General features: G+C 71.4%; 21 protein-coding genes. 17 read left to right on the top strand and 4 right to left on the bottom strand.

Annotated elements, in window-relative coordinates:
• Window positions 1-21: 21 nt before the first annotated feature.
• The gene (locus K8U61_RS18700) at window positions 22-1,092 is read right to left on the bottom strand and encodes a glycosyltransferase (protein WP_224124569.1); all 1,071 of its coding nucleotides are present in this window, start codon (window positions 1,090-1,092) and stop codon (window positions 22-24) included.
• A gap of 193 nt (window positions 1,093-1,285) precedes the next feature.
• On the opposite strand from K8U61_RS18700, the gene sdhC reads away from it, so the two are divergent.
• From sdhC to K8U61_RS18715, 3 genes are read left to right on the top strand one after another with little or no spacing between them, the layout of a single operon-like run.
• The gene (gene sdhC / locus K8U61_RS18705; protein WP_224124570.1) at window positions 1,286-2,068 is read left to right on the top strand and encodes a succinate dehydrogenase subunit SdhC; all 783 of its coding nucleotides are present in this window, start codon (window positions 1,286-1,288) and stop codon (window positions 2,066-2,068) included.
• A 33-nt stretch (window positions 2,069-2,101) separates the two neighbouring features.
• Window positions 2,102-3,934 carry a fumarate reductase/succinate dehydrogenase flavoprotein subunit gene (locus K8U61_RS18710; RefSeq protein WP_224124571.1) on the top strand — a complete coding sequence of 611 codons (1,833 nt, stop codon included), beginning with the start codon at window positions 2,102-2,104 and terminating at the stop codon, window positions 3,932-3,934.
• A 24-nt stretch (window positions 3,935-3,958) separates the two neighbouring features.
• On the top strand, window positions 3,959-4,735 hold the full coding sequence (locus K8U61_RS18715; protein WP_224124572.1) for a succinate dehydrogenase/fumarate reductase iron-sulfur subunit: 777 nt from the start codon (window positions 3,959-3,961) through the stop codon (window positions 4,733-4,735).
• A 4-nt stretch (window positions 4,736-4,739) separates the two neighbouring features.
• Here the strand turns inward: K8U61_RS18715 and K8U61_RS18720 are convergent, their stop codons facing one another.
• Window positions 4,740-4,922 (bottom strand): hypothetical protein, encoded by a 183-nt coding sequence (locus K8U61_RS18720; RefSeq protein ID WP_224124573.1) that lies wholly within the window; start codon window positions 4,920-4,922, stop codon window positions 4,740-4,742.
• Between the two features lie 345 nt (window positions 4,923-5,267).
• Between K8U61_RS18720 and K8U61_RS18725 the strand changes: the two genes are divergently transcribed.
• The 4 genes from K8U61_RS18725 to K8U61_RS18740 all read left to right on the top strand — a co-directional run bounded on the left by K8U61_RS18725 (window position 5,268) and on the right by K8U61_RS18740 (window position 11,157).
• The gene (locus tag K8U61_RS18725) at window positions 5,268-6,920 is read left to right on the top strand and encodes a methylmalonyl-CoA mutase family protein (RefSeq protein ID WP_224124574.1); all 1,653 of its coding nucleotides are present in this window, start codon (window positions 5,268-5,270) and stop codon (window positions 6,918-6,920) included.
• Window positions 6,917-9,043, top strand: coding sequence for a methylmalonyl-CoA mutase (gene scpA / locus K8U61_RS18730; RefSeq protein WP_308043206.1), 2,127 nt, complete (start codon window positions 6,917-6,919; stop codon window positions 9,041-9,043). The genes K8U61_RS18725 and scpA overlap by 4 nt, the downstream gene beginning before the upstream one ends.
• Window positions 9,036-10,001, top strand: a complete 966-nt coding sequence (gene meaB / locus K8U61_RS18735) for a methylmalonyl Co-A mutase-associated GTPase MeaB (protein WP_224124575.1) — start codon at window positions 9,036-9,038, stop codon at window positions 9,999-10,001. Before scpA ends, meaB begins: the two co-directional genes overlap by 8 nt.
• A gap of 73 nt (window positions 10,002-10,074) precedes the next feature.
• Window positions 10,075-11,157: a ScyD/ScyE family protein gene (locus tag K8U61_RS18740; RefSeq protein WP_224124576.1), complete on the top strand. Its 1,083-nt coding sequence runs from the start codon at window positions 10,075-10,077 to the stop codon at window positions 11,155-11,157.
• Here the strand turns inward: K8U61_RS18740 and K8U61_RS18745 are convergent.
• The gene (locus K8U61_RS18745; protein WP_224124577.1) at window positions 11,058-11,936 is read right to left on the bottom strand and encodes a response regulator transcription factor; all 879 of its coding nucleotides are present in this window, start codon (window positions 11,934-11,936) and stop codon (window positions 11,058-11,060) included. The two genes, K8U61_RS18740 and K8U61_RS18745, sit on opposite strands and share 100 nt — an antisense overlap.
• On the bottom strand, window positions 11,920-12,912 hold the full coding sequence (locus K8U61_RS18750; RefSeq protein ID WP_224124578.1) for a right-handed parallel beta-helix repeat-containing protein: 993 nt from the start codon (window positions 12,910-12,912) through the stop codon (window positions 11,920-11,922). The genes K8U61_RS18745 and K8U61_RS18750 overlap by 17 nt, the downstream gene beginning before the upstream one ends.
• A gap of 146 nt (window positions 12,913-13,058) precedes the next feature.
• Between K8U61_RS18750 and K8U61_RS18755 the strand changes: the two genes are divergently transcribed.
• The 10 genes from K8U61_RS18755 to K8U61_RS18800 all read left to right on the top strand — a co-directional run bounded on the left by K8U61_RS18755 (window position 13,059) and on the right by K8U61_RS18800 (window position 25,734).
• Window positions 13,059-14,315: a glycosyltransferase gene (locus K8U61_RS18755; protein ID WP_224124579.1), complete on the top strand. Its 1,257-nt coding sequence runs from the start codon at window positions 13,059-13,061 to the stop codon at window positions 14,313-14,315.
• Window positions 14,312-16,318: a right-handed parallel beta-helix repeat-containing protein gene (locus K8U61_RS18760; protein WP_224124580.1), complete on the top strand. Its 2,007-nt coding sequence runs from the start codon at window positions 14,312-14,314 to the stop codon at window positions 16,316-16,318. The genes K8U61_RS18755 and K8U61_RS18760 overlap by 4 nt, the downstream gene beginning before the upstream one ends.
• Before the next feature lie 61 nt (window positions 16,319-16,379).
• Window positions 16,380-17,588 (top strand): amidohydrolase, encoded by a 1,209-nt coding sequence (locus tag K8U61_RS18765; protein ID WP_224124581.1) that lies wholly within the window; start codon window positions 16,380-16,382, stop codon window positions 17,586-17,588.
• A 185-nt stretch (window positions 17,589-17,773) separates the two neighbouring features.
• A complete protein-coding gene (locus K8U61_RS18770) occupies window positions 17,774-18,871 on the top strand; it encodes a BMP family lipoprotein (protein ID WP_224124582.1) in 1,098 nt (365 codons plus the stop codon).
• 129 nt (window positions 18,872-19,000) lie between these two features.
• Window positions 19,001-20,542 carry an ABC transporter ATP-binding protein gene (locus K8U61_RS18775; RefSeq protein WP_224124583.1) on the top strand — a complete coding sequence of 514 codons (1,542 nt, stop codon included), beginning with the start codon at window positions 19,001-19,003 and terminating at the stop codon, window positions 20,540-20,542.
• Window positions 20,539-21,633, top strand: coding sequence for an ABC transporter permease (locus K8U61_RS18780; protein ID WP_224124584.1), 1,095 nt, complete (start codon window positions 20,539-20,541; stop codon window positions 21,631-21,633). Before K8U61_RS18775 ends, K8U61_RS18780 begins: the two co-directional genes overlap by 4 nt.
• Window positions 21,630-22,892, top strand: coding sequence for an ABC transporter permease (locus tag K8U61_RS18785; RefSeq protein WP_224124585.1), 1,263 nt, complete (start codon window positions 21,630-21,632; stop codon window positions 22,890-22,892). The genes K8U61_RS18780 and K8U61_RS18785 overlap by 4 nt, the downstream gene beginning before the upstream one ends.
• A complete protein-coding gene (locus tag K8U61_RS18790) occupies window positions 22,892-23,287 on the top strand; it encodes a cytidine deaminase (RefSeq protein WP_224124586.1) in 396 nt (131 codons plus the stop codon). Before K8U61_RS18785 ends, K8U61_RS18790 begins: the two co-directional genes overlap by 1 nt.
• A complete protein-coding gene (locus K8U61_RS18795) occupies window positions 23,259-24,446 on the top strand; it encodes a cytochrome P450 (protein WP_224124587.1) in 1,188 nt (395 codons plus the stop codon). The genes K8U61_RS18790 and K8U61_RS18795 overlap by 29 nt, the downstream gene beginning before the upstream one ends.
• Window positions 24,439-25,734 (top strand): thymidine phosphorylase, encoded by a 1,296-nt coding sequence (locus K8U61_RS18800; RefSeq protein WP_224124588.1) that lies wholly within the window; start codon window positions 24,439-24,441, stop codon window positions 25,732-25,734. The genes K8U61_RS18795 and K8U61_RS18800 overlap by 8 nt, the downstream gene beginning before the upstream one ends.
• Window positions 25,735-25,864: the final 130 nt, after the last annotated feature.

Raw genomic sequence — 25,864 nt, forward strand, 5'->3', positions numbered from 1 at the left:
CGACGCCCGGGTGAGTGTGACTTACGTCCGGTTACCGGCGAGTCCGCGACCGGCCCCGACCAGCGGGCGGTAGTGCTGCTCGACCAGCTCGTCGACGGCGTCGACCCACGACCGGGTCGCCAGCTCGCGTGCCCGTGCGCCGAGCAGGGAGCGGCGGCGGTCGGCCGCGAGCGAGGCGACCGCGCGGACCAGGCCCTGGTCGTCGGCGGCGTCGTAGAGCAGCCCGGTCTCCAGGCCGCGCACGACGTCGCGGGCGCCGCCCGCACGCGGGGCGACGACCGGGACGCCGGCGGCGCCGGCCTCGCGGAGGACGTGGCTGCAGGTCTCCTGGCGGCCCGGGTGGACGAGCAGGTCCAGGGTCGGGAGCACGGCGGTGAGGTCGCCGGTCGCGAGGGTGCCGGTGAACTTCGCCTCCGGCAGCCGCGACTCGAGCCACTCGCGCTGCGGGCCGTCGCCGACCACGACCGGACGGATGCCGGGGATCCGGTTGAGGTCCGCGAGGCGACGGACGTCGTGCCGGTTGCGGAGGCTGCCGACGTAGCCGACGAGGACCTGCGGCTCGGTGCGGGTGCGGGCGCGTGACCACTTCTCGTGCAGCCAGGTGTCGCGCAGGGCGGGAGTGAAGGCGGCGGTGTCGACACCGGGAGCCCACAGGGAGACCGGTACGCCGAAGCCGGCGACCCGGTCGAGCATCCACGTGGAGGTGACGAGCACCGTCGAGGCGCGCTCGGCGACGCGGGAGCGCCAGTAGTCCTCGGTGACGTCGAGCAGCGCGGACTGCTCGACCACGATCGAGGGGAGGCCGAGGCGCCCGGCGTACTTGAGGGCCTTGCGGCCGACCGGGCCGGGGGAGGTGACGTGCACGAGGTCCGGGCCGGACGCCGCCAGGGCGTCGCGGACCTGCGTGCCGACCTGGTGCCAGGGCCGGATCCGGCTGACCCGGCAGCCGCGGTAGGTCGCGAGACCCGGGCCGGGCGCGATGAGGTCGACCTGGTGGCCGGTGTCGACGAGCCGGTCCACGACGGCCTTCACCGTCGTCGTGGTGCCGTCCACGGCCGGGAAGAACGTCTCGGTCACGAGGGTGATCCGCATGGCGCCACCGTGACCAGCCGGGGTGTCCGGACGGCTGCGTGGAGGTTGATGTCGGGTGAACCGCGCCTACCACACGCCATGGAACACGTTCTCGAATTCTCGGTGTGGGCCCTTTCACATCGGGACCCCTTTGTGCAGACTCACCTATCACGTGCTCACGACGGAGGCGCCGATGGCGACAGATCTGACGGGTGTGAACGGGCCCACCCGGGCCCGCATCGAGGCGAAGACCCTGCGCACCGACAGATGGTGGCTCTATCCGGCAACGACGTTCGTGGTGTTCGCGGCGTTCATCGTCTACGCGACGTGGCGGGCGTTCTCGGGCGACAACTACTTCTCCGAGCCCTACCTCTCGCCGTTCTACTCGCCGTGCCTCACGGACTCCTGCACGTCCGGCGCCTCGGATTTCGGCCAGCCGTTCAGCTGGTGGCAGCTGTCGCCGGCGCTGCTCATCCTGATCTTCCCGCTGGGCTTCCGGATGACCTGCTACTACTACCGCAAGGCCTACTACCGTGCCTTCTGGCTCTCCCCGCCGGCCTGCGCGGTCGCGGAGCCGCACGGGAAGTACTCCGGTGAGACTCGCTTCCCGCTGATCCTCCAGAACGTCCACCGCTGGTTCTGGTACGCCGCGGTCGTGGTCGCGCTGATCCTCACCTACGACGCGCTGCTGGCCTTCGGTCCGGCCGAGGGCGAGTCCGACGGCATCCACATGGGCCTCGGCACGGTCCTCATGGTCGCGAACGTCGTGCTGATCTGGCTCTACACGCTCTCGTGCCACTCCTGCCGGCACATCACCGGCGGCCGCCTGCGGCACTTCTCCAAGCACCCGGTCCGCTACCAGATGTGGACCTTCGTCTCGAAGCTCAACGCCCGGCACGCGCAGTTCGCCTGGTACTCGCTCTTCTCCGTGGCGCTGGTCGACCTCTACATCTACCTGCTCGCGTCCGGTGCCTTCGACGACCCGCGGTTCTTCTGATGAGGGGAGTCTTCTGTGAGTGATCGCCACCCGATGACGGGGAACGAGATGTCCGGCTCGGCCGAGGGCGGCATGGAGCGCCACGAGTACGACGTCGTCGTGGTCGGCGCCGGCGGCGCGGGTCTCCGCGCGGCGATCGCGGCGTACGAGGCGGGCGCCCGCACGGCGGTGGTCTGCAAGTCGCTGCTCGGCAAGGCGCACACCGTCATGGCCGAGGGCGGCATCGCCGCCGCGATGGGCAACCGCTGGCCCGAGGACAACTGGGAGGTGCACTTCCGCGACACCATGCGTGGTGGGAAGATGCTCAACAACTGGCGGATGGCCCAGCTGCACGCCCAGGAGGCGCCCGAGCGGGTGCAGGAGCTCGAGGACTGGGGTGCGCTCTTCGACCGCACCGAGGACGGGCTGATCAGCCAGCGCGACTTCGGCGGCCACAAGTACGCTCGGCTCGCCCACGTCGGCGACCGCACCGGCCTCGAGATGATCCGCACCCTCCAGCAGCGCACGGTGCAGCTCGGCATCGACGTGTTCATGGAGTGCACGGTCACCGACCTGATGAAGGACGGTGGCAGCGGCGCGATCTCCGGCGCGTTCGGCTACTGGCGCGAGAGCGGCCGCTTCGTGCTCTTCGAGGCGCCCACCGTCATCCTCGCGACCGGTGGCATCGGCAAGTCCTTCAAGGTCACCTCCAACTCGTGGGAGTACACCGGCGACGGCCATGCGCTCGCGATGCGGGCAGGAGCGGCGCTGATCAACATGGAGTTCGTGCAGTTCCACCCGACCGGCATGGTCTGGCCGCCGTCGGTGAAGGGCCTGCTGGTCACCGAGTCGGTGCGCGGCGACGGCGGCATCCTCCGCAACTCCGAGGGCAAGCGCTTCATGTTCGACTACATCCCGGAGTTCTTCCGGGCCGAGACCGCCGACACCGAGGAGGAGGCCGACCGGTGGTACGACGACAAGAAGAACAACCGGCGCCCACCCGAGCTGCTGCCGCGTGACGAGGTCGCCCGGGCGATCAACTCCGAGATCAAGGCCGGCCGCGGGTCACCGCACGGCGGCATCTTCCTCGACATCGCGTCGCGTCGTACGCCGGAGTTCATCCGCAAGCGGCTGCCGTCGATGTACCACCAGTTCAAGGAGCTGGCCGACGTCGACATCACCGCCGAGCCGATGGAGATCGGCCCGACCTGCCACTACGTGATGGGCGGTGTCGAGGTCGACCCCGACACCCAGGAGTCCGCCGTCACCGGGCTCTACGCCGTCGGCGAGTGCTCCGGCGGCATGCACGGCTCCAACCGGCTCGGCGGCAACTCGCTCGGCGACCTGCTGGTCTTCGGCAAGCGGGCCGGCGAGCACGCTGCGTCGTACGCCGCCTCGCTGGCCGCGCGTCCCGGGGTGAGCGAGTCGGACGTGTCCGCCGCCAAGGACAGCGCCCTCGCGCCGTTCGAGGTGGAGGGAGGGGAGAACCCCTACACGATCCAGCAGGACCTCCAGCAGTCGATGAACGACCTGGTCGGCATCATCCGCACCGCGGCCGAGCTGGAGGAGTCGCTGCGCGAGATCGAGGTCTTCAAGGAGCGGGCGAAGCACATGGTCGTGGAGGGCCACCGGCAGTACAACCCGGGCTGGCACCTCTCCATCGACCTGCGGAACATGCTGGTCGTCAGCGAGTCCATCGCCAAGGCCGCGCTCGCCCGGCAGGAGTCGCGTGGCGGCCACACCCGCGACGACTTCCCCAAGACCGATGCCGAGGTGTGGGGCAAGAAGAACCTCGTCGTCACGCTCAACGATGCCGGCACCGGCGTCGACCTGTCCGAGAAGCCGCTGCCGGTGATGCCGGACGAGCTCAAGAAGTACTTCGACTGAGTTGATCGTGGGGAGAGGGCTGACATGGGCTACACGCTGAAGATGCGGGTCTGGCGCGGCGACCAGGAGGGCGGCGACCTCGCCGACTACGACGTCGAGGTCTCCGAGGGCGAGGTCGTCCTCGACGCACTCCACCGGCTGCAGGCCACCCAGGCCGGTGACCTCGCGATCCGCTGGAACTGCAAGGCCGGCAAGTGCGGCTCCTGCTCGGCGGAGATCAACGGCCGGCCCCGGCTGATGTGCATGACCCGGCTCTCCGACTTCGAGCCGACCGAGACGATCACGGTCACCCCGATGCGGACCTTCCCGGTGATCCGCGACCTGGTCACCGACGTGTCCTTCAACTACGAGAAGGCCAAGGAGCTCCCGTACGCCGAGCTCGGCCCGCGCGATGCCGACGGCAAGCGGCGGATGGCGCAGATCGACGTCGAGCGGGGCCAGGAGTTCCGCAAGTGCATCGAGTGCTTCCTCTGCCAGAACACCTGCCACGTCGTACGCGACCACGAGGACAACAAGCCCGCCTTCGCCGGCCCCCGCTTCTTCCTCCGGTACGCCGAGCTCGACATGCACCCCCTCGACACCCACGACCGCCGAGCGCTGGCCCAGGGAGCGGCCGGGCTCGGGATGTGCAACATCACCAAGTGCTGCACCGAGGTCTGTCCCGAGGGCATCAAGATCACCGACAACGCGATCATCCCGATGAAGGAGCGCGTCGTCGACCGCAAGTACGACCCCCTGGTATGGCTCGGCAACAAGATCGGCATCCGCAACAAGGACAACGACGGCCGTACCGAGGTCTAGTCGCTCAGCTGGGCAGCAGGCTGATCAGTGCCTGCGCGAAGAGGTACGCCGCGCCGCCGACTGCCGCCGCCACGAGGAGCGTGACGAGCGTGATCGTCAGGAACGCCCGCAGCAGCGCCATCGGCGTCGACGGGTCCCCATCCCTGCTCCGCTGCTCCCGCGGGTGGTGGTGCGCGATGAGTGCCATGACCGTCTCCCTCCCGAGTGGACCGATCTCCCACCACGGTGCGCCCGCTGCGCGCCGCTGTCTTCCCTCGTTGTGGGTGAGACGCAACGGCCCCCGCGTGGCGTTGCGCCCGTGGCGGTCACGATCCGGTCACGACTGCCCCGGCCCTGCCGTCGAGTCGAGGGTTTCCGTCCGTTGAGTCGAGGGTTTCCGCGCGTCGAGCCGAGCCCAGCCCGCGGAAAGCCCCGACTCGAGCCGCGGAAACCCTCGACTCGGCGAGATCGGAGGGGCCCGCCCAAGCGGGTGCTCGGTTGAAAACGTCACACTCCGTGGCCGGGGAGTGACGGTCGTCCTAGGGTTCGCACCATGACCGATCAGAGGAGCGTGGAGGGCGGGCTGGACGAGCCCACCGAGCTCGAGCCCGAGCAGGGCTCGCTCGACCTCGCGGCCCCGGAGGACACCTGGACGGCCACGGACTGGGAGCGCGAGGCGGCTGCGGTGCTCCGCAAGTCCAAGCGCCTCAAGGACGACGACGCCGACGAGCTGGTCTGGGCCAAGCTGACCCGCAGGACGCTGGACGGCATCGAGGTCACGCCGCTCGGGACGCCCGCGCTGCTGGACGACCTCGAGACCAGCGGCCGACCGACGCGGCAGGGCGACTGGGACATCCGGGCGTACGTCGACGGCCGCGACGCGCGGCTCGCCCACGAGGAGGCGCTGGTCGACCTCGACGGCGGTGTCACCAGCCTCTGGCTGGCCGGTGGGACCGACTACGCGGTCGCCCTCGACGGCGTCCTCGTCGACCTCGCTCCCGTCGTCCTCGACGGCGGCGACCCCGACGCCTTTCTGCAGTACGTCGGCGACCGCGAGCTCCACCCCGGCACCAACCTCGGCGTCCCCGCGTCGGAGGCCACCGCGGAGCTCGGCCGGAAGGCCTGGCAGCGAGGCATCCGCGCCTTCGTGATCGACGCGAGCACGATCCACGACCAGGGCGCGAGCGACGGCCAGGAGCTCGCCTGGTCGATGGCCGAGGCGGCGTCGTACCTCCGTCGTCTCACCGAGGCCGGCATGACGGTCGACGAGGCCGCAGGGCTGGTGGAGTTCCGCTACGCCGCGACCGACGAGCAGTTCCCGACGATCGCCAAGCTGCGCGCGGCCCGTCGTCTCTGGAGCCGCGTGCTCGAGATGTCCCAGGGTGCAGGCGAGATGACGCAGCACGCCGTCACCAGCCGCCCGATGATGAGCAGGTACGACCCCTGGGTGAACATGCTCCGCACCACCGTCGCGGCCTTCGCCGCCGGCGTCGGGGGAGCGGACAGCGTCACGGTGCTGCCGTTCGACGGCCCGCTCGGGCGGCCGGACGCGTTCGGCCGCCGGATCGCCCGCAACACCAGCCACCTCCTCATCGACGAGGCCCACGTCGCACACGTCGCCGACCCGGCCGGTGGCTCGTACGCCGTCGAGAAGCTGACCGACGACCTCGCCCGTGCCGCCTGGGAGCTCTTCGGCCGCCTCGACGACGGCGCCGATCTCGCGGCCGAGATCGCGAAGACCGTCGAGAAGCGCGAGCGCCAGATCGCCACGCGGAAGCGCCCGATCACCGGCCTCACGGAGTTCCCCCACCTCGCCGAGGAGCTGCCCGTCCGCGAGGGCGAGCCGGACCCGGTCCGCCGCTACGGCGCGAGCTTCGAGGCGCTGCGCGACGCGCCCGCCGCGACCCCGGTCCACCTGGCCACGCTCGGCACGGTCGCCCAGCACACCGCCCGCGCGACCTTCGCGACCAACCTCCTCGCCGCCGGCGGCATCGCGGTCACGACGGAGGCCGGTCGGGTCGTCTGCGTGGCCGGCACCGACGCGGCGTACGACGAGCAGGGCGCCGAGGTCGCCGCCGAGCTCCGCACGAACGGCGCGGAGTGGGTGATCGTCGCCGGCCAGCCCCGCGACTGGGCCGACGACTCCTGCGCGATGGGCGTCGACGCCCTGGACTTCCTGACCCGCACGAGGGAGAAGCTGGCATGAGCGTCCCGAAGTCCTTCAGTGGCGAGCCCTGGATGTCCCCCGAGGGCATCGAGATCAAGCCGATGTACGGCCCCGAGGACATCGCCGGCCTCGACGCGCTCGGCACCTTCCCGGGCCTGAGCCCCTTCCTGCGCGGGCCCTACCCGACGATGTACACGACGCAGCCGTGGACGATCCGGCAGTACGCCGGCTTCTCGACCGCCGAGGAGTCCAACGCCTTCTACCGCCGCAACCTCGCGGCCGGCCAGAAGGGCCTGAGCGTCGCGTTCGACCTGGCGACCCACCGCGGCTACGACTCCGACCACCCGCGGGTGCGTGGCGACGTCGGCATGGCGGGCGTGGCGATCGACTCGATCTACGACGCCCGCACGCTCTTCGACGGCATCCCGCTGGACCAGATGTCGGTGTCGATGACCATGAATGGCGCCGTACTCCCCGTCCTGGCCCTTTACATCGCGGCGGCCGAGGAGCAGGGGGTGAAGCCGGAGCAGCTCGCGGGGACCATCCAGAACGACATCCTCAAGGAGTTCATGGTCCGCAACACCTACATCTACCCGCCGGCCCCGAGCATGCGGATCATCAGCGACATCTTCCAGTACACCTCGCAGAAGATGCCGCGCTTCAACTCGATCTCGATCTCCGGCTACCACATCCAGGAGGCCGGGGCGACCAACGACCTCGAGCTCGCCTACACGCTGGCCGACGGCGTCGAGTACATCCGCGCCGGCCTCGACGCCGGCCTGACGATCGACCAGTTCGCTCCCCGGCTGTCCTTCTTCTGGGCCATCGGCATGAACTTCTTCATGGAGGTCGCGAAGATGCGCGCGGCCCGCGCGCTGTGGTCGCGGCTGGTGCGCCAGTTCGACCCGCAGAACCCCAAGTCGCTCAGCCTCCGCACGCACTCCCAGACCTCCGGCTGGTCGCTGACCGCGCAGGACGTCTTCAACAACGTGCAGCGCACCGCGATCGAGGCGATGGCCGCGACCCAGGGCCACACCCAGTCGCTGCACACCAACGCCCTCGACGAGGCGATCGCGCTGCCGACCGACTTCTCCGCGCGGATCGCCCGCAACACCCAGCTGCTGCTCCAGCAGGAGAGCGGTACGACGGGGACGATCGACCCGTGGGCCGGCAGCTACTACGTCGAGCGGCTGACCCACGACCTCGCGGAGCGCGCCTGGGCGCACATCCAGGAGGCCGAGGCGGCCGGCGGCATGGCGGCCGCGATCGAGCAGGGCATCCCGAAGATGCGCATCGAGGAGGCCGCCGCCCGCACCCAGGCCCGGATCGACTCCGGCGCCCAGAAGGTCATCGGCGTCAACACGTTCCGGCTCGCCGCCGAGGACAAGCTCGACGTCCTCAAGGTCGACAACGACGACGTCTACCGCCAGCAGATCGCCAAGCTGGAGCGGCTCCGTGCCGAGCGGAACGACGACGACGTCCGCAGTGCCCTCGAGGCGCTCACGCGCTCGGCCGAGCAGGGCGCCAGCAAGGGCTCGCTCGACGGCAACCTCCTGGCCCTCGCGGTCGACGCGGCCCGGGCCAAGGCGACGGTCGGCGAGATCTCCGAGGCGCTGGAGAAGGTCTACGGCCGGCACCAGGCCGTGATCCGTACGATCAGCGGCGTGTACAGGGACGAGTCCTCCGCCGGTGAGGGCGGCACGCTCGTCAGGCAGGTGCTCGACGCGACCGCCGAGTTCGAGGAGTCCGAGGGCCGCCGCCCGCGCATCCTCGTGGCGAAGATGGGTCAGGACGGCCACGACCGCGGCCAGAAGGTCGTGGTCAGCGCCTTCGCCGACATGGGCTTCGACGTCGACGTGGGCCCGCTCTTCTCCACGCCCGAGGAGGTCGCCCAGCAGGCGGTCGACGCGGACGTGCACATCGTCGGCGTCTCGTCGCTGGCCGCGGGTCACCTGACCCTGCTGCCGGCGCTGCGGACGGCGCTCGAGGAGCAGGGCCGCCCGGACATCATGGTCGTCATCGGCGGGGTGATCCCGCCCGACGACGTACCGACGCTGAAGGAGATGGGTGCCGCCGCGGTCTTCCTGCCCGGCACCGTCATCGCCGAGTCGGCGCTCGACCTGCTCGCCCGGCTGCGGGAGCAGCTGGACCACGGTGCCTGATGTCGCTGCCCTCCTCGAGGGCATCGCGCAGGGCAGGCGGGCCGCGGTCTCGCAGGCGATCACGCTGGTCGAGTCGACCAGCTCGAAGCACCGCGCGCAGGCCCGCGAGCTCCTCACGGCACTGCCGGGGGGCGACGCGGTACGTGTGGGCATCTCGGGGGTCCCGGGCGTCGGGAAGTCGACCTTCATCGAGGCGCTCGGCACCCGGCTGACCGGCGACGGTCACCGGGTCGGGGTGCTTGCGGTCGACCCGAGCTCGACGCGCACGGGCGGCTCGGTGCTCGGCGACAAGACCCGGATGGCGCGGCTCGCCAACGACCCGGACGCCTTCGTCCGGCCCTCGCCGAGCGCGGGCACCCTCGGCGGCGTCGCCCGGGCGACCGTGCAGGCGATGGCGGTCCTCGAGGCGGCGGCGTACGACGTGGTGCTGGTCGAGACCGTCGGCGTCGGCCAGTCCGAGGTGACCGTGGCCGGCATGGTCGACACGTTCCTCTTCCTCACCCTCGCCCGCACCGGCGACCAGCTGCAGGGCATCAAGAAGGGCATCCTCGAGATCGCCGACGTAGTCGCGGTCAACAAGGCCGACGGGGACCGCCAGATGGAGGCCCGCGGCGCGGCCCGTGAGCTCGCCGGCGCGCTGCGGCTCGTACGCGGCATGGACGAGTGGGCGCCGCCCGTCGTCACCTGCTCGGCGCTCGAGGGCACCGGCGTCGACGACGTCTGGGACCGGGTGGTGGCGCACCGCGAGCACCTCGGTGAGGACGGCCTCGCCGACAAGCGCGCCCACCAGCAGCTCGACTTCACCTGGGCGCTGGTGCGTGACGAGCTCGACCAGCGGCTGCGTCACTCGCCCGGCGTGCGGGCGGTGCGCGACGACCTGCGGGCGGCGGTGCTCAGCGGAGAGATGCCCGCGACGGTTGCGGCCGACCGCATTCTCCAGGCGTACGACGAGCGCTGACGTCTTCCCCAGATCAGGGGACGACCTCCCGCCGACGCTGGTGTCGTGTGGACGTATGCGCCGAACACTCCTGTTGTCAGTCCTCGCCTCCGCCACCCTCGCCGGTGGCCTGATCGCGGCACCGGCAGTCGCCGCACCGCCGCCTCCGACCCCGACGACACTGGCCGACGGCCTGCTGTCCCCCCTGAGCCTCGCGATCAGCGGTCACGGTGCGCTCGTCACCCAGAACTTCGGCGGCACCCTCGACCTGGTGCGCCCCGACGGCACGACGACGAACCTCTACGCATCCACCGGCGGCAACGAGGTCGGCGGCGTCTCGGTGCGGAAGGGCCGGATCGTCTTCACCGAGACCTCGAGCGACCCGGACACCGGCGAGCCCGCCGACTCGTGGGTCAAGGTCCTGACCAAGTCCGGCGCCCACACCCTCGCGCACGTCCGGGCCTACGAGAACGCCACCAACCCCGACAGCGTCAACACCTACGGCATCACCGACCTCGACGCCGACTGCGCCGCGCAGTGGCCGGCCGACCAGTTCGGGCCGGTCACCTACACCGGCCTGCCGGACTCGCACCCCTACGCGACCTTCCAGACCAAGCACACGACGTACGTCGCGGACGCCGGCATGAACGCCGTGCTCGCGATCTCGCCGTGGGGTCACATCCGTACCGTCGCGGTCCTGCCGCCGGTGCCGGTGACCATCACCCAGGACCTCGCCACGGGTCTCGGCGCGCCCGACTGCGTCGTCGGGCACACCTACTACGGCGAGCCGGTGCCCACCGACGTCCAGGTCGGCCCGCACGGCCAGCTCTACGTGACCACCGAGGGCGGCGGCATCGGGGAGCAGGTGCCGCTCGGCTCGGTCTACAAGATCGACCCGTGGCACGGCACGACGACGCTGGTCGCCGGCGGGCTGGCGACGCCGACGGGCCTCGCGGTGAACCCGCGCGGTGACGTGTACGTCGCCGAGCTCTTCGGCGGGAAGATCTCCAAGATCGACCGGCACGGCACCGTCTCGACGTACGCCGAGGTCGGCCTGCCGGGTGCGGTCGAGCTGAGCTACGGCAAGCTGTACGCGACCATCGACGTGCTGCCGCCCGACGAGGGTGCGCCCGCCGGCAAGGTGGTCCGGTTCGGCTGGGGCGGCACCAAGCGGTAGCCGCCCGCGCCGTCGGTCTCGATCCAGAGCGGGGCCGACGTGTCCTCGCCGATCTTGGCGAGCAGGGCGCCCATCGCCGCCGCGACGAGCTCGTGGTCGGACTCGCGGACGGCACTGCCGTCGGTGTAGGTCTCACCGCGCAGGCTGAGCGCGAGCTCGCCGCGGCTGCGGCTCTGCGTGCCGGCGTAGAGCATCAGCTCGAGCAGGTCGAACTCCAGCCGCGGCAGCGCGACGTCGCGGCCGTCGACGGTGAGGACGCCGCGGTCGGGGTTGAGCCGCAGCCCGCGGAAGGTCACCCAGTCGTCCTCGAACTCGACCTCGCCGACCGGGACCGGCCGCACCGGCTCCGGCTCGGGCGGCGGGGGAGGGGCGGCCATCGCGATCGGGAAGCGGTACGGCGGCCGCCGCAACACCGCCAGGAAGCGGCTGCGCAGCTCGCGCGGGCGGAAGGGCTTGGCGACGTAGTCGTCGGCGCCTGCCGCGAAGCCGCCCAGGATGTCGTCCTCGCCTGCCAGTGAGCTGACCATCACCAGGTAGGTCGAGCTGAACTCACGGATCTGCCGGGTCACCTCCAGCCCGTCCAGGCCGGGCAGGGCGACGTCGACGGTGGCGATGGTGGGTGCCAGCCGGCGGACCGCCTCGACGCCCGACGGACCGTCCTCGGCGACCACCGGGCGGAAGCCGGTCTGCCGCAGGATCAGCGACAGCAGCTCGGCGACCTCGGCGTCGTCCTCGATGACGACCGCGTAGGGCGGCGGCGTCTCAGCGACATGCGACATTGGAGAGCTCCCCGTGAGCCTCGGGAGTCACGCGCTGTCCGCACGCGACGACGTTCGATGCCTCCTGGGCCTCGCCGACGACGTTGACGGCGAAGCCCCCCGGAACGGAGAGCTGGAACGAGTTTCGCACGAACCTGTTCGCCCGGCCCCAGTTCGACACGACCACGTGCACCTGGATCGCGTCCGCCGCCGACGCGCGCAGGGTGTTGCCGCGGACCGTCCACCGGTTGCCCTTGACGTCGACGACCGAGTCGGCGGCGTCGGTCCCGGGGCCGGAGAGGTCGTTGCCCGAGAGGAGCCCGCCGGTGGTGCCCTCCTTGATGTCGACCGCCTCCGCGGTGGTGTCCCGCACCGTGTTGCCGGTGATCTCGTTGTGGTCGCTGCGGTCCGGCTCGCAGTCGCTGAGGTCGCACCAGTTGCTCTCGGCGGTCCCGACGTAGATGCCCTCGCCGTAGTCCGGCTCGCGCAGGCCGGTGCGCCGCACGACGTTGTCGCGGACGACGTCGTGGCTGCTGCCGGCGCGCAGGTGGATGCCCTCGTCGCCGACCTCCTCCACGAGCAGGTCGGCGATCTCGACGTGCGAGGAGCCGTCGAGCACGACGCCCTTCTGCGCGTGGGTGACGGTGATGCCGCGGACGGTCCAGTACGACGCACCGTCGAGGTGCAGGCCGTAGCCGTGGTCGACCGTGCCGCCGTCGAGCACCGCGTCGCGCGGACCGCACAGGGTGATCGGGGCGTCGGCGGTGCCGGACCGGGTGATGCCGAAGGGGCCGTCGTACGTGCCGGGTCCGAGCAGGATCTCGTCGCCCGGCTCAGCGTCGGCGAGCGCGTCGGCGAGCTCGTCCGGGCCGGTCACGTCGACCCCGCCGAAGCCGCAGGTGCCGGCGGTCGCCGCGTCCGTGCGGCCGTCGGAGGAGCAGCCGGCCAGGGCGAGCGCCAGCGCGGTCGCCGCCACACAGGAGAGCAACCGGCGCACCAGGGGAGTCTCACAGCCGGGAGGGACACCGTCGCGCAGGCGCGCCAAATGCCTCGATCGGAGGACGGCTCCGGTTAGCCTGGGCGCTGCCTTCTCGGGTCGCTCTGCCCTGTCATCGCCCGGTCGACCACCCCGAGGAGGGGCACATGGACGCGCTCCGCTCGGCCATGGGTGCGCCCGGCGAGTGGTCGTGGATCCTGCCGTTCGGCATCATCGGCATGATCTCGTGGGGCTTCTGGCTGGTGCGCAAGCTGATCTCGGCGAGCGCGCGACCGGTGGTCAACGACTTCCGCACGACCGCCACGATCGTGGTGCCGTCCTACCACGAGGACCCGGACGTGCTGCTGCGCTGCCTGGAGACCTGGCTGGCCGAGGGCCCCTCGCGGATCATCATCGTGCTCGACGTCGCCGACACCGAGGCCAAGGAGCGCATCGACGCACTCGGCCACCCCCACGTCGAGGCGCACCTCTTCAAGCACCGCGGCAAGCGCTCGGCGCTCGGCTACGGCATGCGCCTGGTGGACACCGAGCTGCTGATCCTCATCGACTCGGACACCGTGTGGCTGCCCGGGATGTACGAGAACATCCAGATGCCGTTCATCGACCCGGTCGTCGGCGCGGTCAGCACCCGGCAGAACGTCTACCTGCCGAAGACCAGCCTGTGGCGCCGGGTCGCCGACTGGATCATCGACCTTCGCTACTACGACTACGCGCCGGCGATGGGCAAGTTCGGCGGCGTGATCTGCGCGTCCGGCCGCACCAGCGCCTACCGGTACGACGTGGTCAAGGACCGGATCGAGGACCTCGAGCACGAGATCTTCTGGGGCCGCGAGTGCGTGGCCGGCGACGACGGCCGGCTGACCTGGCTGGTGCTGTCGCAGGGCTTCCGGGTCGCGCACCAGGACACCGCGCGGGCGCTGTCGATGTTCCCCGACACGTTCCGCGCGTTCTGCAAGCAGCGGGTCCGCTGGAGCCGCAACTCCTACCGCTGCTACATCACCGCCGTCCGCAACGGCTGGATCTTCAAGACCCCGATCATCTCCCAGATCACCGTCATGCAGATCCTGCTGACGCCGGTCACCAGCACCATCGCGCTCGTCTACGTCTTCCTCAGCCTGCGCTCTGACCATCCCTGGGCGGCCTTCGGGGTGTCGCTGGCCTGGCTCTTCGTGGGTCGTGGCATCCGCGGCATCTCGCACCTGTGGCGGCGGCCCGAGGACATCCTGATCCTGCCGGTCGTCACCTTCGCGGTGATGTTCGTGGCCGGCCCGATCAAGACCTACGCGCTCTTCACCATGAACAAGCAGGGCTGGCTGACCCGCTCGGCGGACACCATCGGCGGTGAGGGCCAGACCGAGGCCAGCCTGAGCAAGGCCGCCGATCCCGCCCAGGCCCCCGCGTGAGCGAGGTGACCGCGGCCGAGCGCGGCGAGACCCTCGGCCGCGGCTGGCGCAACCTCATCCGGGTCGCGGCGGTGCTGGTGCTGCTGGCCGCCCTGGTGGGGGTCGCGTGGGTCCGCGAGCACGACAAGGACACCGAGGACCAGCCGGCGGCGACCTCGACCGCCGCGGCCGAGCCGGACGAGGCCGACCCGCTCGCCCACGCCGCCCAGGAGACGCGGCTGCTCGACCAGGACGACGCCCGGCTGCGCAAGGTCAGCCTCGGCGAGGCCACCGGCATCTCCCGGGTCGACGGCACCGTGGTGCTGGGCGCGCGGCGGACGCCGTACACGCTCCAGGACCTGATCCGCGTGGGCGCCGCGGAGCGGACCTCGCGAACGGTCGTGACGCTCGTCCAGTCGGTCGCCGTGCGCCGGGACGCCTCGCTCGTGATCATGTCCCCGGCCGGCGGCACCCTCCGGCTGGCCAGCGGGCCGAAGGGGTACACCAGCCTGGTCTCCTGGGGCGGCGGCATCGCGCTGACCGGCTCCGCCGACCACCACCTCACGGTCGTCGGCTGGGACACGTCGACGGACGCGCCGGACACGACCACCGACGACGGCCGGCCCTACATCCGCGTCAAGGACGGCGGCCTTGGGCTCGCGTACGTCGACCTGTCCCACCTGGGCTACTGGAGCGGCCGCACCGGCGGGCTCTCGGTCACCGGCAGCACCGACACGACGGCCGTCGCGCGCCTCGCCCACGTCACCGCGACCGACCTCCACATCGGGTTCTACGCGTCCGGCGCCCAGCGGGTGCGCGCGAACGACTTCACCGTCACGAGCCCGCAGCGGCACGGCGTCGAGCTCACCAACCGCTCCCAGAACATCCGGCTCCGCGGCCTGACCGTGAAGAGGCCCGGGGAGGACGGGGTCGCGGTCTCCAACGGCACGGCCCACGTCCTGATCGAGCACGCCACCATCACGAAGGCCGGCAGCTACGGCCTCGACGTCGACGGATCGCCGCTCGCCGACGGCCTCAACTCGGCCGGCTACGGGATCGGCAACTACTCCGGTCTGACCGTGCTCTCGAGCACGATCACCGGGAGCGCGTACGGCGGCGCGCGGATCACCGCCGTCGACCACGTCGCCATCGGCGGCACGACGATCCGCTCGGCCGCGACGGCCCTGGCGATCCACGGCGCCGCCACGGACGTGACGATCGACGACGGGTCCACGGTCGAGTCGGAGGACGGCGACGGCATCTGGATCACCGACGACGTGACCGACGCCAGCGTCACCGACTCGACGATCGCCGGCGACGAGGTCGGCGTCGACATCGACCAGTCGCAGGCGACCGTCACGGGCAACGACATCACCGTCGGCACCGGGCACGGCGTCCGGCTCGCCGGCGACGGCGACGCGACGGCGACCGTCAGCGACAACCAGATCGACGGTCGCGGTTCCGGCGCGGTCTCGCAGGCCGGCGCGGCCCGCCTCGAGACCGGCGACGGCAACGGCGGCGACTGGACCTACCGGCCCGAGGCCGTCATGTGGGCCGAGCGGCACTCCTCGGCGATGCCGCTGCTGCTGGTGCTGGTCGTGCCGCTGGTCGGCCTGGTCTTCGTGCTGCGCCGGCGGCGCCAGCAGCGGGAGCTGCGCCGGCTCTTCGAGGAGTCGCTGGTCGCCCAGGGTCACCGCGCGATCGCGACGTACCGGCCGCCGGCGCCGGTCGTCCCCGAGCCCGTGGGAGGGGAGAGCGCACCCGAGCCCGTGCTGGTGCCGGACACGCCGGCCGAGCTGATCGAGGCGGCCGGGTCCCCGGTGCCCCCCGGGTCGCCGGTGCCGACCCTCCCGGGCGTCGCCGAGCGAGCCTTCCCGACCGCGAAGGAGTTCGCCGTCGCGGCCGTCACGGAGTCGGGCTACTCCCCGGCGATGGTGGCGCGGGTGCTGCACGTGCCGACCTCGCGGGTGCGCGACTGGGTGGCGGTCGCCGCCAACGGTCTGGACCAGAGGCCACCCGTCTGAGCCTGTCCAGCCCTGCCGGGCCCGCACCCCTTCGTGGGCGAGGCGGGCTAACCTCGTCCTGATGTCCGACCCCGCCGCCACCGCGCTCGTCGACGCCCTCGTCGACGAGGTCGTCGCCGACCACGGCGCCGACCTGGTGGCGCTCCGGCGGGACCTCCACGCTCATCCCGAGCTGTCCTGGCGCGAGACCCGGACGACCTCGCTCGTCGCCGCCCGCGTGGCCGCCGCCGGCTGGCGGGTCACCGAGCTGCCGCGCACCGGCCTGGTCGCCGACCTCGGCGACCCCGACGACCCCCGGCCGGTCGTCGCGCTGCGGGCCGACCTCGACGCCCTCCCGGTGCCCGACCTGACCGGTGAGCCGTGGGCGAGCACGGTCGAGGGCGTCACCCACGCCTGCGGGCACGACGTCCACACGAGCGCCCTCGTCGGCGCCGCGCTGGCCCTCGCCCGGGTGCACGAGCGCGGGCTCCTGAACGGCCGGGTGCGGCTGCTCTTCCAGCCGGCCGAGGAGGTCATGCCCGGGGGAGCGCTGTCGCTCATCGACCTCGGCGTGCTCGACGACGTCGAGCGGGTCTTCGGCCTCCACTGCGACCCGACCCTGGACGTCGGCCAGGTCGGGCTCCGCGAGGGCCCGATCACCGGCGCCGCCGACCACCTCGACGTGACCCTGTCCGGCTCGGGCGGCCACACCTCGCGGCCGCACCTCACCGAGGACCTCACCTACGCCCTCGGCAAGGTCGTCACCGAGCTGCCCGCGATCCTCTCCCGCCGGCTCGACCCGCGGTCCGGGGTCAGCGTCGTCTGGGGCCTGATCCGCGCCGGCTCGGCCCACAACGTCATCCCCGCCACCGGCCGCGCCGGCGGCACGGTCCGGATGCTCGACGCGATCGCGTGGTCCGAGGCCGAGAAGCTGGTCCCGCAGCTGGTCGAGGAGATCGTGGCGCCGTACGGCGTCCAGGCGCGGGTCGACTACCAGCGCGGCGTGCCCCCGGTCGTCAACGACGCCGCCTCGATCCTGCGGCTCGCGACCGCCGTCGAGCGGGTGGTCGGCCGGGAGGGCCACGTGCCCACCCAGCAGAGCCTCGGCGGCGAGGACTTCGGCTGGTACCTCGACCGGGTCCCGGGCGCGATGGGCCGGCTCGGCACCCGCACCCCCGGCGGCCCGACGTACGACCTCCACCAGGGCAACCTGCGGGTCGACGACCGGGCGGTCGGCATCGGTGCGCGGGTGCTCGCGCAGGCCGCTCTGGCCACGCTCCCCAGCGCCTGACCGCACGGGCCGATCTGCCGGTGGTAGAGCGGTCCTTGCTGAAAATCGGCGGGTCTGACTGACAAGTTCTGCGCAACCCGCATCGACTCGGTAACAACTTCGTGAACGGGGTGGACCTGCCGGACGCAGGCCCTAGGGTTTCGTTGTTTTCCCGCTCTGCGGTTCCACCCAACGAAGGAGGCGTCTTGCGACGCACCACGAAGTTCGCCGCCGTAGTGGCGGCCAGCCTGATGGCCCTCACGGCATGCGGCAGTGACAGCGACGGCGGCAGCGACGGCGGCAGCGCGAGCGGTGGCTCCTCCACCGACGCGAGCGCCGACGTCTGCAAGACCGCCGACGGCAGCGGTCCCAAGATCGGTCTGGCCTACGACGTGGGCGGCCGCGGCGACCAGTCGTTCAACGACTCGGCGTACGCCGGTGTCGCGAAGGCCGTCGAGGACTTCGACGCCACCTGCCTCGAGGGCGAGGCCCAGGACGGCGAGGCCGAGTCGGCCCGCGAGGACCGCCTCCGCCAGATGGCCGACGCCGGCGCGACCGCCGTCATCGGTGTCGGCTTCGCCTACAGCGACGCCGTGAACGCCGTGGCCCCGGACTACCCGGACGTCGCGTTCGGCGTCGTCGACGGCTACGACCCCGACGACAAGGCCAACGACAACGTCGCGTACTTCTCCTTCGCCGCCAACGAGTCCTCCTTCCTGGTGGGCGTCGCGGCTGCCGAGACGACCAAGTCCAAGCAGGTCGGCTTCGTCGGTGGTGTGCACAACGACCTCATCAAGTCCTTCGAGGCCGGCTACACCGCGGGCGTCCACGCCGTGGACCCGAGCATCAAGGTCGACATCGCCTACATCGAGGAGAGCGACCTCTCCGGCTTCGGCGACCCGGCCGGTGGCAAGACCGCCGCTGCGGGTGAGTTCGACAAGGGTGCCGACGTCGTCTACCACGCCTCCGGCGCCTCCGGCAGCGGTGTCTTCGACGCCGCGGTCGAGGCCGGCGACGGCAACTGGGCGATCGGTGTCGACTCCGACCAGTACCTCACCGCGACCGCCGACCAGCAGCCGCACATCCTGACCTCGGCGCTCAAGCGCGTCGACGTCGCGTCGTACGACTTCATCAAGTCGGTCAACGACGGCTCGCCGAACACCGGCTACGTCACCTACGACCTCAAGAACGACGGCGTGGGCTACTCGACCTCCGGTGGCTTCCTGGACTCGATCCAGAGCGACATCGACGGCTACGCCGACAAGATCAAGAGCGGCGACATCAAGGTTCCGACCGCCCCGTGACGGCGGGCGGATCGCCGCCTGACTAACGTACGGGCCCGGGGTAGCGTGCTCCCCGGGCCCGTACGCCGTTCCATGTCCTGATCTGCACGTCCTGGTCGCGCACCACCCCTGAATTGACGGAGGTCCCCCGTGTCAGCTGCGGCTGCCGACAGCGTCAGTGCCGACGCCGTCCACGCCCCCGAGGTCCGGCTGTCCGGCATCGGCAAGTCCTTCCCCGGTGTCATCGCCAACCACGACGTGGACGTGACGATCCGGCCCGCCACCGTGCACGCCCTGATCGGGGAGAACGGCGCCGGCAAGTCGACGCTGATGAAGATCCTGTACGGCGTGCAGAAGCCGGACGAGGGCACCATCGAGGTCGACGGCACGCAGCACTCGTTCCGCTCTCCGACGGACGCGATCGCGGTCGGGATCGGGATGGTCTTCCAGCACTTCATGCTGGCCGACAACCTCACCGCGCTCGAGAACGCCGTCCTCGGTGCCGAGCGGCTGCACGGCATCGGTGACAAGGCCCGGGCCGAGTTCGAGTCGATCTCCTCGCGCTACGGCTTCGGCCTGCGCCCCGACGTGCTGGTCGAGACCCTCGGCGTCGCTGACCGGCAGCGCCTCGAGATCCTCAAGGTGCTCTACCGCGGCGCCCAGGTGATCATCCTCGACGAGCCGACCGCCGTGCTGGTCCCGCAGGAGGTCGACGCGCTCTTCGCGAACCTCCGCGACCTGCGCAGCCACGGCCACTCCGTGCTCTTCATCTCCCACAAGCTCGACGAGGTCCTCGCGATCGCCGACGACATCACCGTCATGCGCCGCGGCACCACGGTCGGCGAGGCCGACCCGAAGACGGCCACCAAGCGTGAGCTCGCCGAGCTGATGGTGGGCTCGGAGCTGCCCTCGCCCGAGACCTCGGAGTCGACCGTCACCGACGTCGTCCAGCTCTCGCTGCGCGACCTGACGCTCACCGACGAGGCCGGCCGCGACCTGCTCTCCGACATCACCCTCGACATCCACCGCGGCGAGATCCTCGGCATCGCGGGCGTCGAGGGCAACGGACAGGCCGAGCTGGTCGAGACGGTCATGGGCATGCGTCGCCCGACCGCCGGCCGCATCTTCCTCGGCGACGAGGACGTCACCACCTGGGACACCCGCCGGCTCCGCGAGTCCGGCGTCGGCTACATCCCCGAGGACCGCCACCGGCACGGCCTGCTGCTCGACTCGCCGCTCTGGGAGAACCGCATCCTCGGTCACCAGACGCGGCCGCCGAGCGTGAAGGGCCCGTGGATCAACCGGTCCGGCGCGCGCAAGGACACCCGGCGGATCGTCGAGGAGTACGACGTCCGCACGCCCGGCATCGACACCGTCGCCCGGGCCCTCTCGGGCGGCAACCAGCAGAAGCTGATCATCGGCCGCGAGATGAGCGGCGACCCGGTGCTCCTGATCGCCTCGCACCCGACCCGCGGCGTCGACGTCGGCGCCCAGGCCGCGATCTGGAGCCACATCAAGCGGGCCCGCCACGACGGCCTCGCGGTGCTCCTCATCTCCGCCGACCTCGACGAGCTGATCGGCCTCTCCGACCGGATCGAGGTCATCCTGCGCGGCCGGATGGTCGGCACCTTCGACCCGGCCCGGGTGACGCCCCAGGACCTCGGCGCCGCGATGACGGGAGGCAACGCGTGAACACGCTCAAGCGGATCGGCTTCGCGCTGCTCGCCCCGGTGATCGCGGTCCTCATCGCGATGCTGGCGACCAGCATCGTGATCCTGGCCTCCGGCAGCGACTCGAGCGCGGGCGACTTCTGGTCGGTGATCCTGGCCAAGCCGGAGAACCGGATCATGGTCAACATCATCAACCAGACGTCGATGATCTACCTCTCCGCCGTCGCGGCCGCGATCGGCTTCCGGATGGGACTCTTCAACATCGGCGTGGAGGGGCAGTACACCCTCGCGTCGTACACCGCGGCGACCTTCGCGGGCGCCGCGCTGCTGCCCGGCGCGATCAACGTCTTCGCCAGCCTGGTCATCGCGATGGCCGTGGGTGCGATCTGGGCCGGCATCGCCGGCATCCTGCGCACGACCCGCGGGGTCAGCGAGGTCATCTCGACGATCATGCTCAACTCGATCGCCGCGATCCTGGTCGGCTACCTGCTCGACCAGTACGGCGAGCACGGCGGCAACCAGGTGCGCACCAAGGCGCTGCACGCCTCGAGCCAGGTGCCCGGCTGGGTGCCGTTCGAGGACCGTGACGGTGCGATCTGGACCCTCGGCCTGCTGGCCGTGGCCGTGGGCATCGGGTTCTGGGTGCTGCTCAACAAGACCCGCTTCGGCTTCGACCTCCGCGCGACCGGCCTCTCGCAGACCGCCGCGGTCGCCAGCGGCATCAAGGTCAACCGGATGGTCCTCGTCTCGATGCTGCTCTCGGGTGCCGTGGCCGGCCTGATCTGGATGCCGGCCTACTTCGGCTCCGCCTACACCTACGGCACGACCTTCCAGGCGGGCCTGGGCTTCACCGGCATCGCGGTCGCGCTGCTGGGCCGCAACCAGCCGGTCGGCATGATCTTCGGCGCCGTGCTGTTCGCCTTCCTCAGCGCGCAGTCCAACTCGCTGGTCTTCCAGACCGACATCTCGCCGAGCGTCGTGCAGATCACCCAGGGCGTCGCGGTGCTCGCCGTCGTCATCGCCTACGAGCTGGTCCGTCGCTACCGCATCCGGCTCGAACAACGATCGGTCGCCCGAGCGCGCACCGCGCCGGCGCAGGAGGTGGCCGCATGAGCACGACCAACACCGACGTCGACCGGAGCGCGCCGTCGCCGCGTGCGACGAAGATCGCCGGGCTCTACCGGTCCTACTGGCTGGTGCTGCTCCTCGCCGTCGTCGGGCTCTCCCTGGTGCGCATCTTCACCGGGGCGGACGACATCTCCGCCGCCAACACCCTGCGCGCCGCGATCCTCTCGGCATGCCCGATCCTGCTCGCCGGCATGGGCGGCCTGTGGTCGGAGCGGGCCGGCGTCGTCAACATCGGCCTTGAGGGCCAGATGTTGCTCGGCACGTGGGGCGCGGCCTACTTCACCTACCACTACGGCCCGTGGGTCGGCCTGCTCGGCGCGGCCGGGATGGGGGCGGTCGGTGGCCTGCTGCACGCGATCGCGACGATCACCTTCGGCGTCGACCACATCGTGTCCGGCGTCGCGATCAACATCATCGGGCTCGGTGCCACGGTCTTCCTCGCGGAGGCGTTCTTCTCCGACCTGCAGTACGGCGGCCCGCGTCAGCTCACCGGTCTCGACGGGCTCCCGTTCGTCACGATCCCGGGTGTGTCCGACGGGCTGGTCAACCTCAACGACCGCGGCTGGTTCGTGATCTCCGACCTCGCCGGCTTCCTGGCCGCGCTCACCACGCGCATCTCGGTGCTCACCCTGATCATCGTGCTCATCGTGATCGCGACCTCGTGGCTGCTGTGGCACACGCCGTTCGGCCTGCGCCTGCGGTCCTGCGGCGAGAGCCCGGCCGCGGCCGAGTCGCTGGGCGTCAACGTCTACCGCTACAAGTACGTCGCGGTGCTGGTCTCCGGCGCGCTGGCGGGCCTCGGCGGAGCGTTCCTGGCCCTCGTCGCCGCCAGCGGGTTCACCACCAACCAGACCGGCGGCCGTGGCTACATCGGCCTCGCGGCGATGATCTTCGGCAACTGGAACCCCTTCGGGACGCTCGGAGCCTCGCTGCTCTTCGGCTACACCGACGCGCTGCGGCTGCGCACGCCGTCGGCCGTCCACGCGCTGCTGCTGCTCGTCGCGATCGGCCTGCTCGCCTACGCCGCCTGGCGCTTCTACCAGGGCGCCCGCACCGCGGGGATCGTCCTCGGCCTGCTGGGGATCGGCTTCCTGCTGTGGTTCCTGCTCACCGACACCGTGCCGCGCGAGTTCACCGGCATGACGCCGTACGTCGTCACGCTGCTGGTGCTCGCGCTCGCCTCGCAGCGCCTGCGGATGCCCGCGGCCGACGGGCAGGTCTATCGCAAGGGCAGCGCCGGGTAGTGGCGGACGACGGGTTCGACTGGGAGGCCCTCAAGGCCGCCGCCGAGGAGGCGGTCACCCACGCCTACGCGCCCTACTCCCACTTCTCGGTGGGCGCGGCCGCGACGGTCGAGGACGGCCGGGTCGTGACCGGCTGCAACGTCGAGAACGCGGCGTACGGCGTCGCCCTCTGTGCGGAGTGCGGGCTGGTCAGCCAGCTCCACATCACCGGTGGCGGGCGGCTGACCCACTTCGTGTGCGTCAACGGCGACCGCGAGATCATCATGCCGTGCGGCCGCTGCCGCCAGCTCCTGTACGAGAACGGTGGTCCCGGGCTGCTCCTCTGGACGGTCTCCGGGATCAAGACGATGGACGAGGTGCTCCCTGATGCGTTCGGTCCCGACGACCTCGCTTGACCTGACCGACCCGGACGTCGTCGCCGACCCGTATCCCCACTTCGCGCGGGAGCGCGAGCTGCACGCGGTCACCGGCGGCGTGGCGTGGCACGAGGGCTCCGGCATGTACCTCACCTTCGCGCACGCGTCGGTGGGGCAGGTGCAGCGCGACCGGAGGCTGGGCCGGCTGTGGCAGGACAAGGAGCCGCTCGACTACCTCGAGCCCTTCAACCTGCTCCACCGCAACCAGATGATGGAGAACGAGCCGCCCGAGCACACCCGCCTGCGCCGGCCGGTCGCGTCGGCGTTCGGCCGCGGCCACATCGAGCGGCTCCGGCCCCGCGTGCGCGAGCTGGCCGGCGAGCTCCTGGCCGAGGTCGACCCGACCGGCTTCGACGTCATCGAGGGGTACGCCGAGCCGCTGCCCGTCCTGGTCATCGCCGACCTGCTCGGGGTCCCGCGCTCCTACGCCCACGACCTGCGCGACTGGTCGCAGGCGATCGTGCGGATGTACGAGGTCGCGCCGTCCCAGGAGACCGTCGACCACGCCGTCTGGGCGGCCACGGACTTCGCCGGGCTCGCCCGCGAGCTGGCGGGGGAGCGTCGCACGTCGCCGCAGGACGACCTGATCAGCGACCTCGTGGCGACCGAGCTGACCGACGACGAGGTCGTCGCCGCGGTGGTGCTGCTGCTCAACGCCGGCCACGAGGCGTCGGTCAACGTCTTCGGCAACGGACTCAACGCGATGCTGCAGCGCGGCCTGCGCCCCGGGGCCGACGTACCGGCCACGGTCGAGGAGATGCTCCGCTTCGACTCCGCGCTCCAGCTCTTCGAGCGCACGGCGACCGAGGACGTCGAGTTCACGCACGGCGAGCAGACCGTCGTCGTCGAGGAGGGGCAGAAGATCGCCGCGCTGCTCGGCGCCGCCAACCGCGACCCGGCCGTCTTCGACGAGCCGGACGAGTTCCGCGTCGACCGGACGCCCAACAGCCACCTGGCCTTCGGCGTCGGCGTGCACTTCTGCCTCGGTGCCCCGCTGGCGCGGATGGAGCTCGCCGAGTCGGTGCCCGCCCTGTTCGACGCCTTCCCCGACCTGGAGCTCGCCGGTGAGCCGGAGAGCCGGGGGACCTTCGTGCTGCGGGGCTTCCGCAGCCTGCCTGTGAGAGGAACCCATGTCTGAGAACGCCCACGCTCACGACGCCGTCGAGGTGATCGCCGCCAAGCGCGACCGCCACGAGCTGAGCGACAGCCAGATCGACTGGGTGATCGACGCCTACACGCGCGGCGCGGTCGCCGACGAGCAGATGTCGTCGCTCGCGATGGCGATCCTGCTCAACGGCATGAACCGCCGGGAGATCTCGCGCTGGACCGACGCGATGATCGCGTCGGGGGAGCGGATGGACTTCTCGTCGCTGTCGCGGCCGACCGCCGACAAGCACTCGACCGGCGGCGTCGGCGACAAGATCACCCTCCCGCTGGCCCCGCTCGTCGCGGCCTGCGGCGTCGCCGTGCCCCAGCTCTCCGGGCGCGGCCTCGGCCACACCGGCGGCACGCTCGACAAGCTCGAGGCGATCCCGGGCTGGCGGGCGGCCCTGTCCAACGCCGAGATGCTCGCCCAGCTGGAGTCGGTCGGCGCGGTCATCTGCGCGGCCGGCGACGGCCTCGCCCCGGCGGACAAGAAGCTCTACGCCCTGCGCGACGTCACCGGCACGGTCGAGGCGATCCCGCTGATCGCCTCCTCGATCATGTCCAAGAAGATCGCCGAGGGCACCGGTGCGCTGGTCCTCGACGTGAAGGTCGGCACCGGCGCCTTCATGAAGTCCCTCGACTCGGCCCGCGAGCTCGCCGAGACGATGGTCGCGCTCGGCACCGACGCCGGCGTCCACACCGTCGCCCTGCTCACCGACATGTCCACGCCGCTCGGCCTGACCGCGGGCAACGCGATCGAGGTCCAGGAGTCGGTCGACGTGCTGGCCGGCGGCGGACCCGCCGACGTGGTCGAGCTGACCCTGGCCCTGGCCCGCGAGATGCTGGCCGGCGCGGGCCGCGGCGACGTCGACCCCGCGGACAGGCTCGCCGACGGCTCGGCGATGGACGTCTGGAAGCGGATGATCCGCGCCCAGGACGGTGATCCCGACGCGGCGCTCCCGACGGCCCGTGAGTCGCACGTCGTCGCCGCACCCGCCTCGGGTGTGCTCACCCGGCTCGACGCGATGGCGGTCGGCCTGGCCGCCTGGCGCCTCGGTGCCGGCCGGGCGCGCAAGGAGGATCCGGTGCAGGCCGGGGCCGGCGTCGTCTGGCACGCCCGCCCGGGCGACCAGGTCACCGAGGGCCAGCCGCTCTTCACGCTGCTCACCGACGACGAGCACCGCTTCGAGCGCGCCCTCGCCTCGCTGGAGGGCGGCTACGACATCGAGGACGGGTCGTCGTACGACGCCACCCCGATCGTCATCGACCGCGTCGGCTGAGCCCTCACTGGTTGACCCTGGGGGTGGACGAGGCGAATCGTCTTGTCTGCACCCCGGGTCTGCTGGGTCACTGCCGAGCTGAGCGAGTCGCTCTTCGGGGACGACCTGGCTGAGAGTTGCAGGGCCTGGT

This window comes from Nocardioides mangrovi (genome assembly GCF_020073815.1).
Taxonomy (GTDB): domain Bacteria; phylum Actinomycetota; class Actinomycetes; order Propionibacteriales; family Nocardioidaceae; genus Nocardioides; species Nocardioides mangrovi.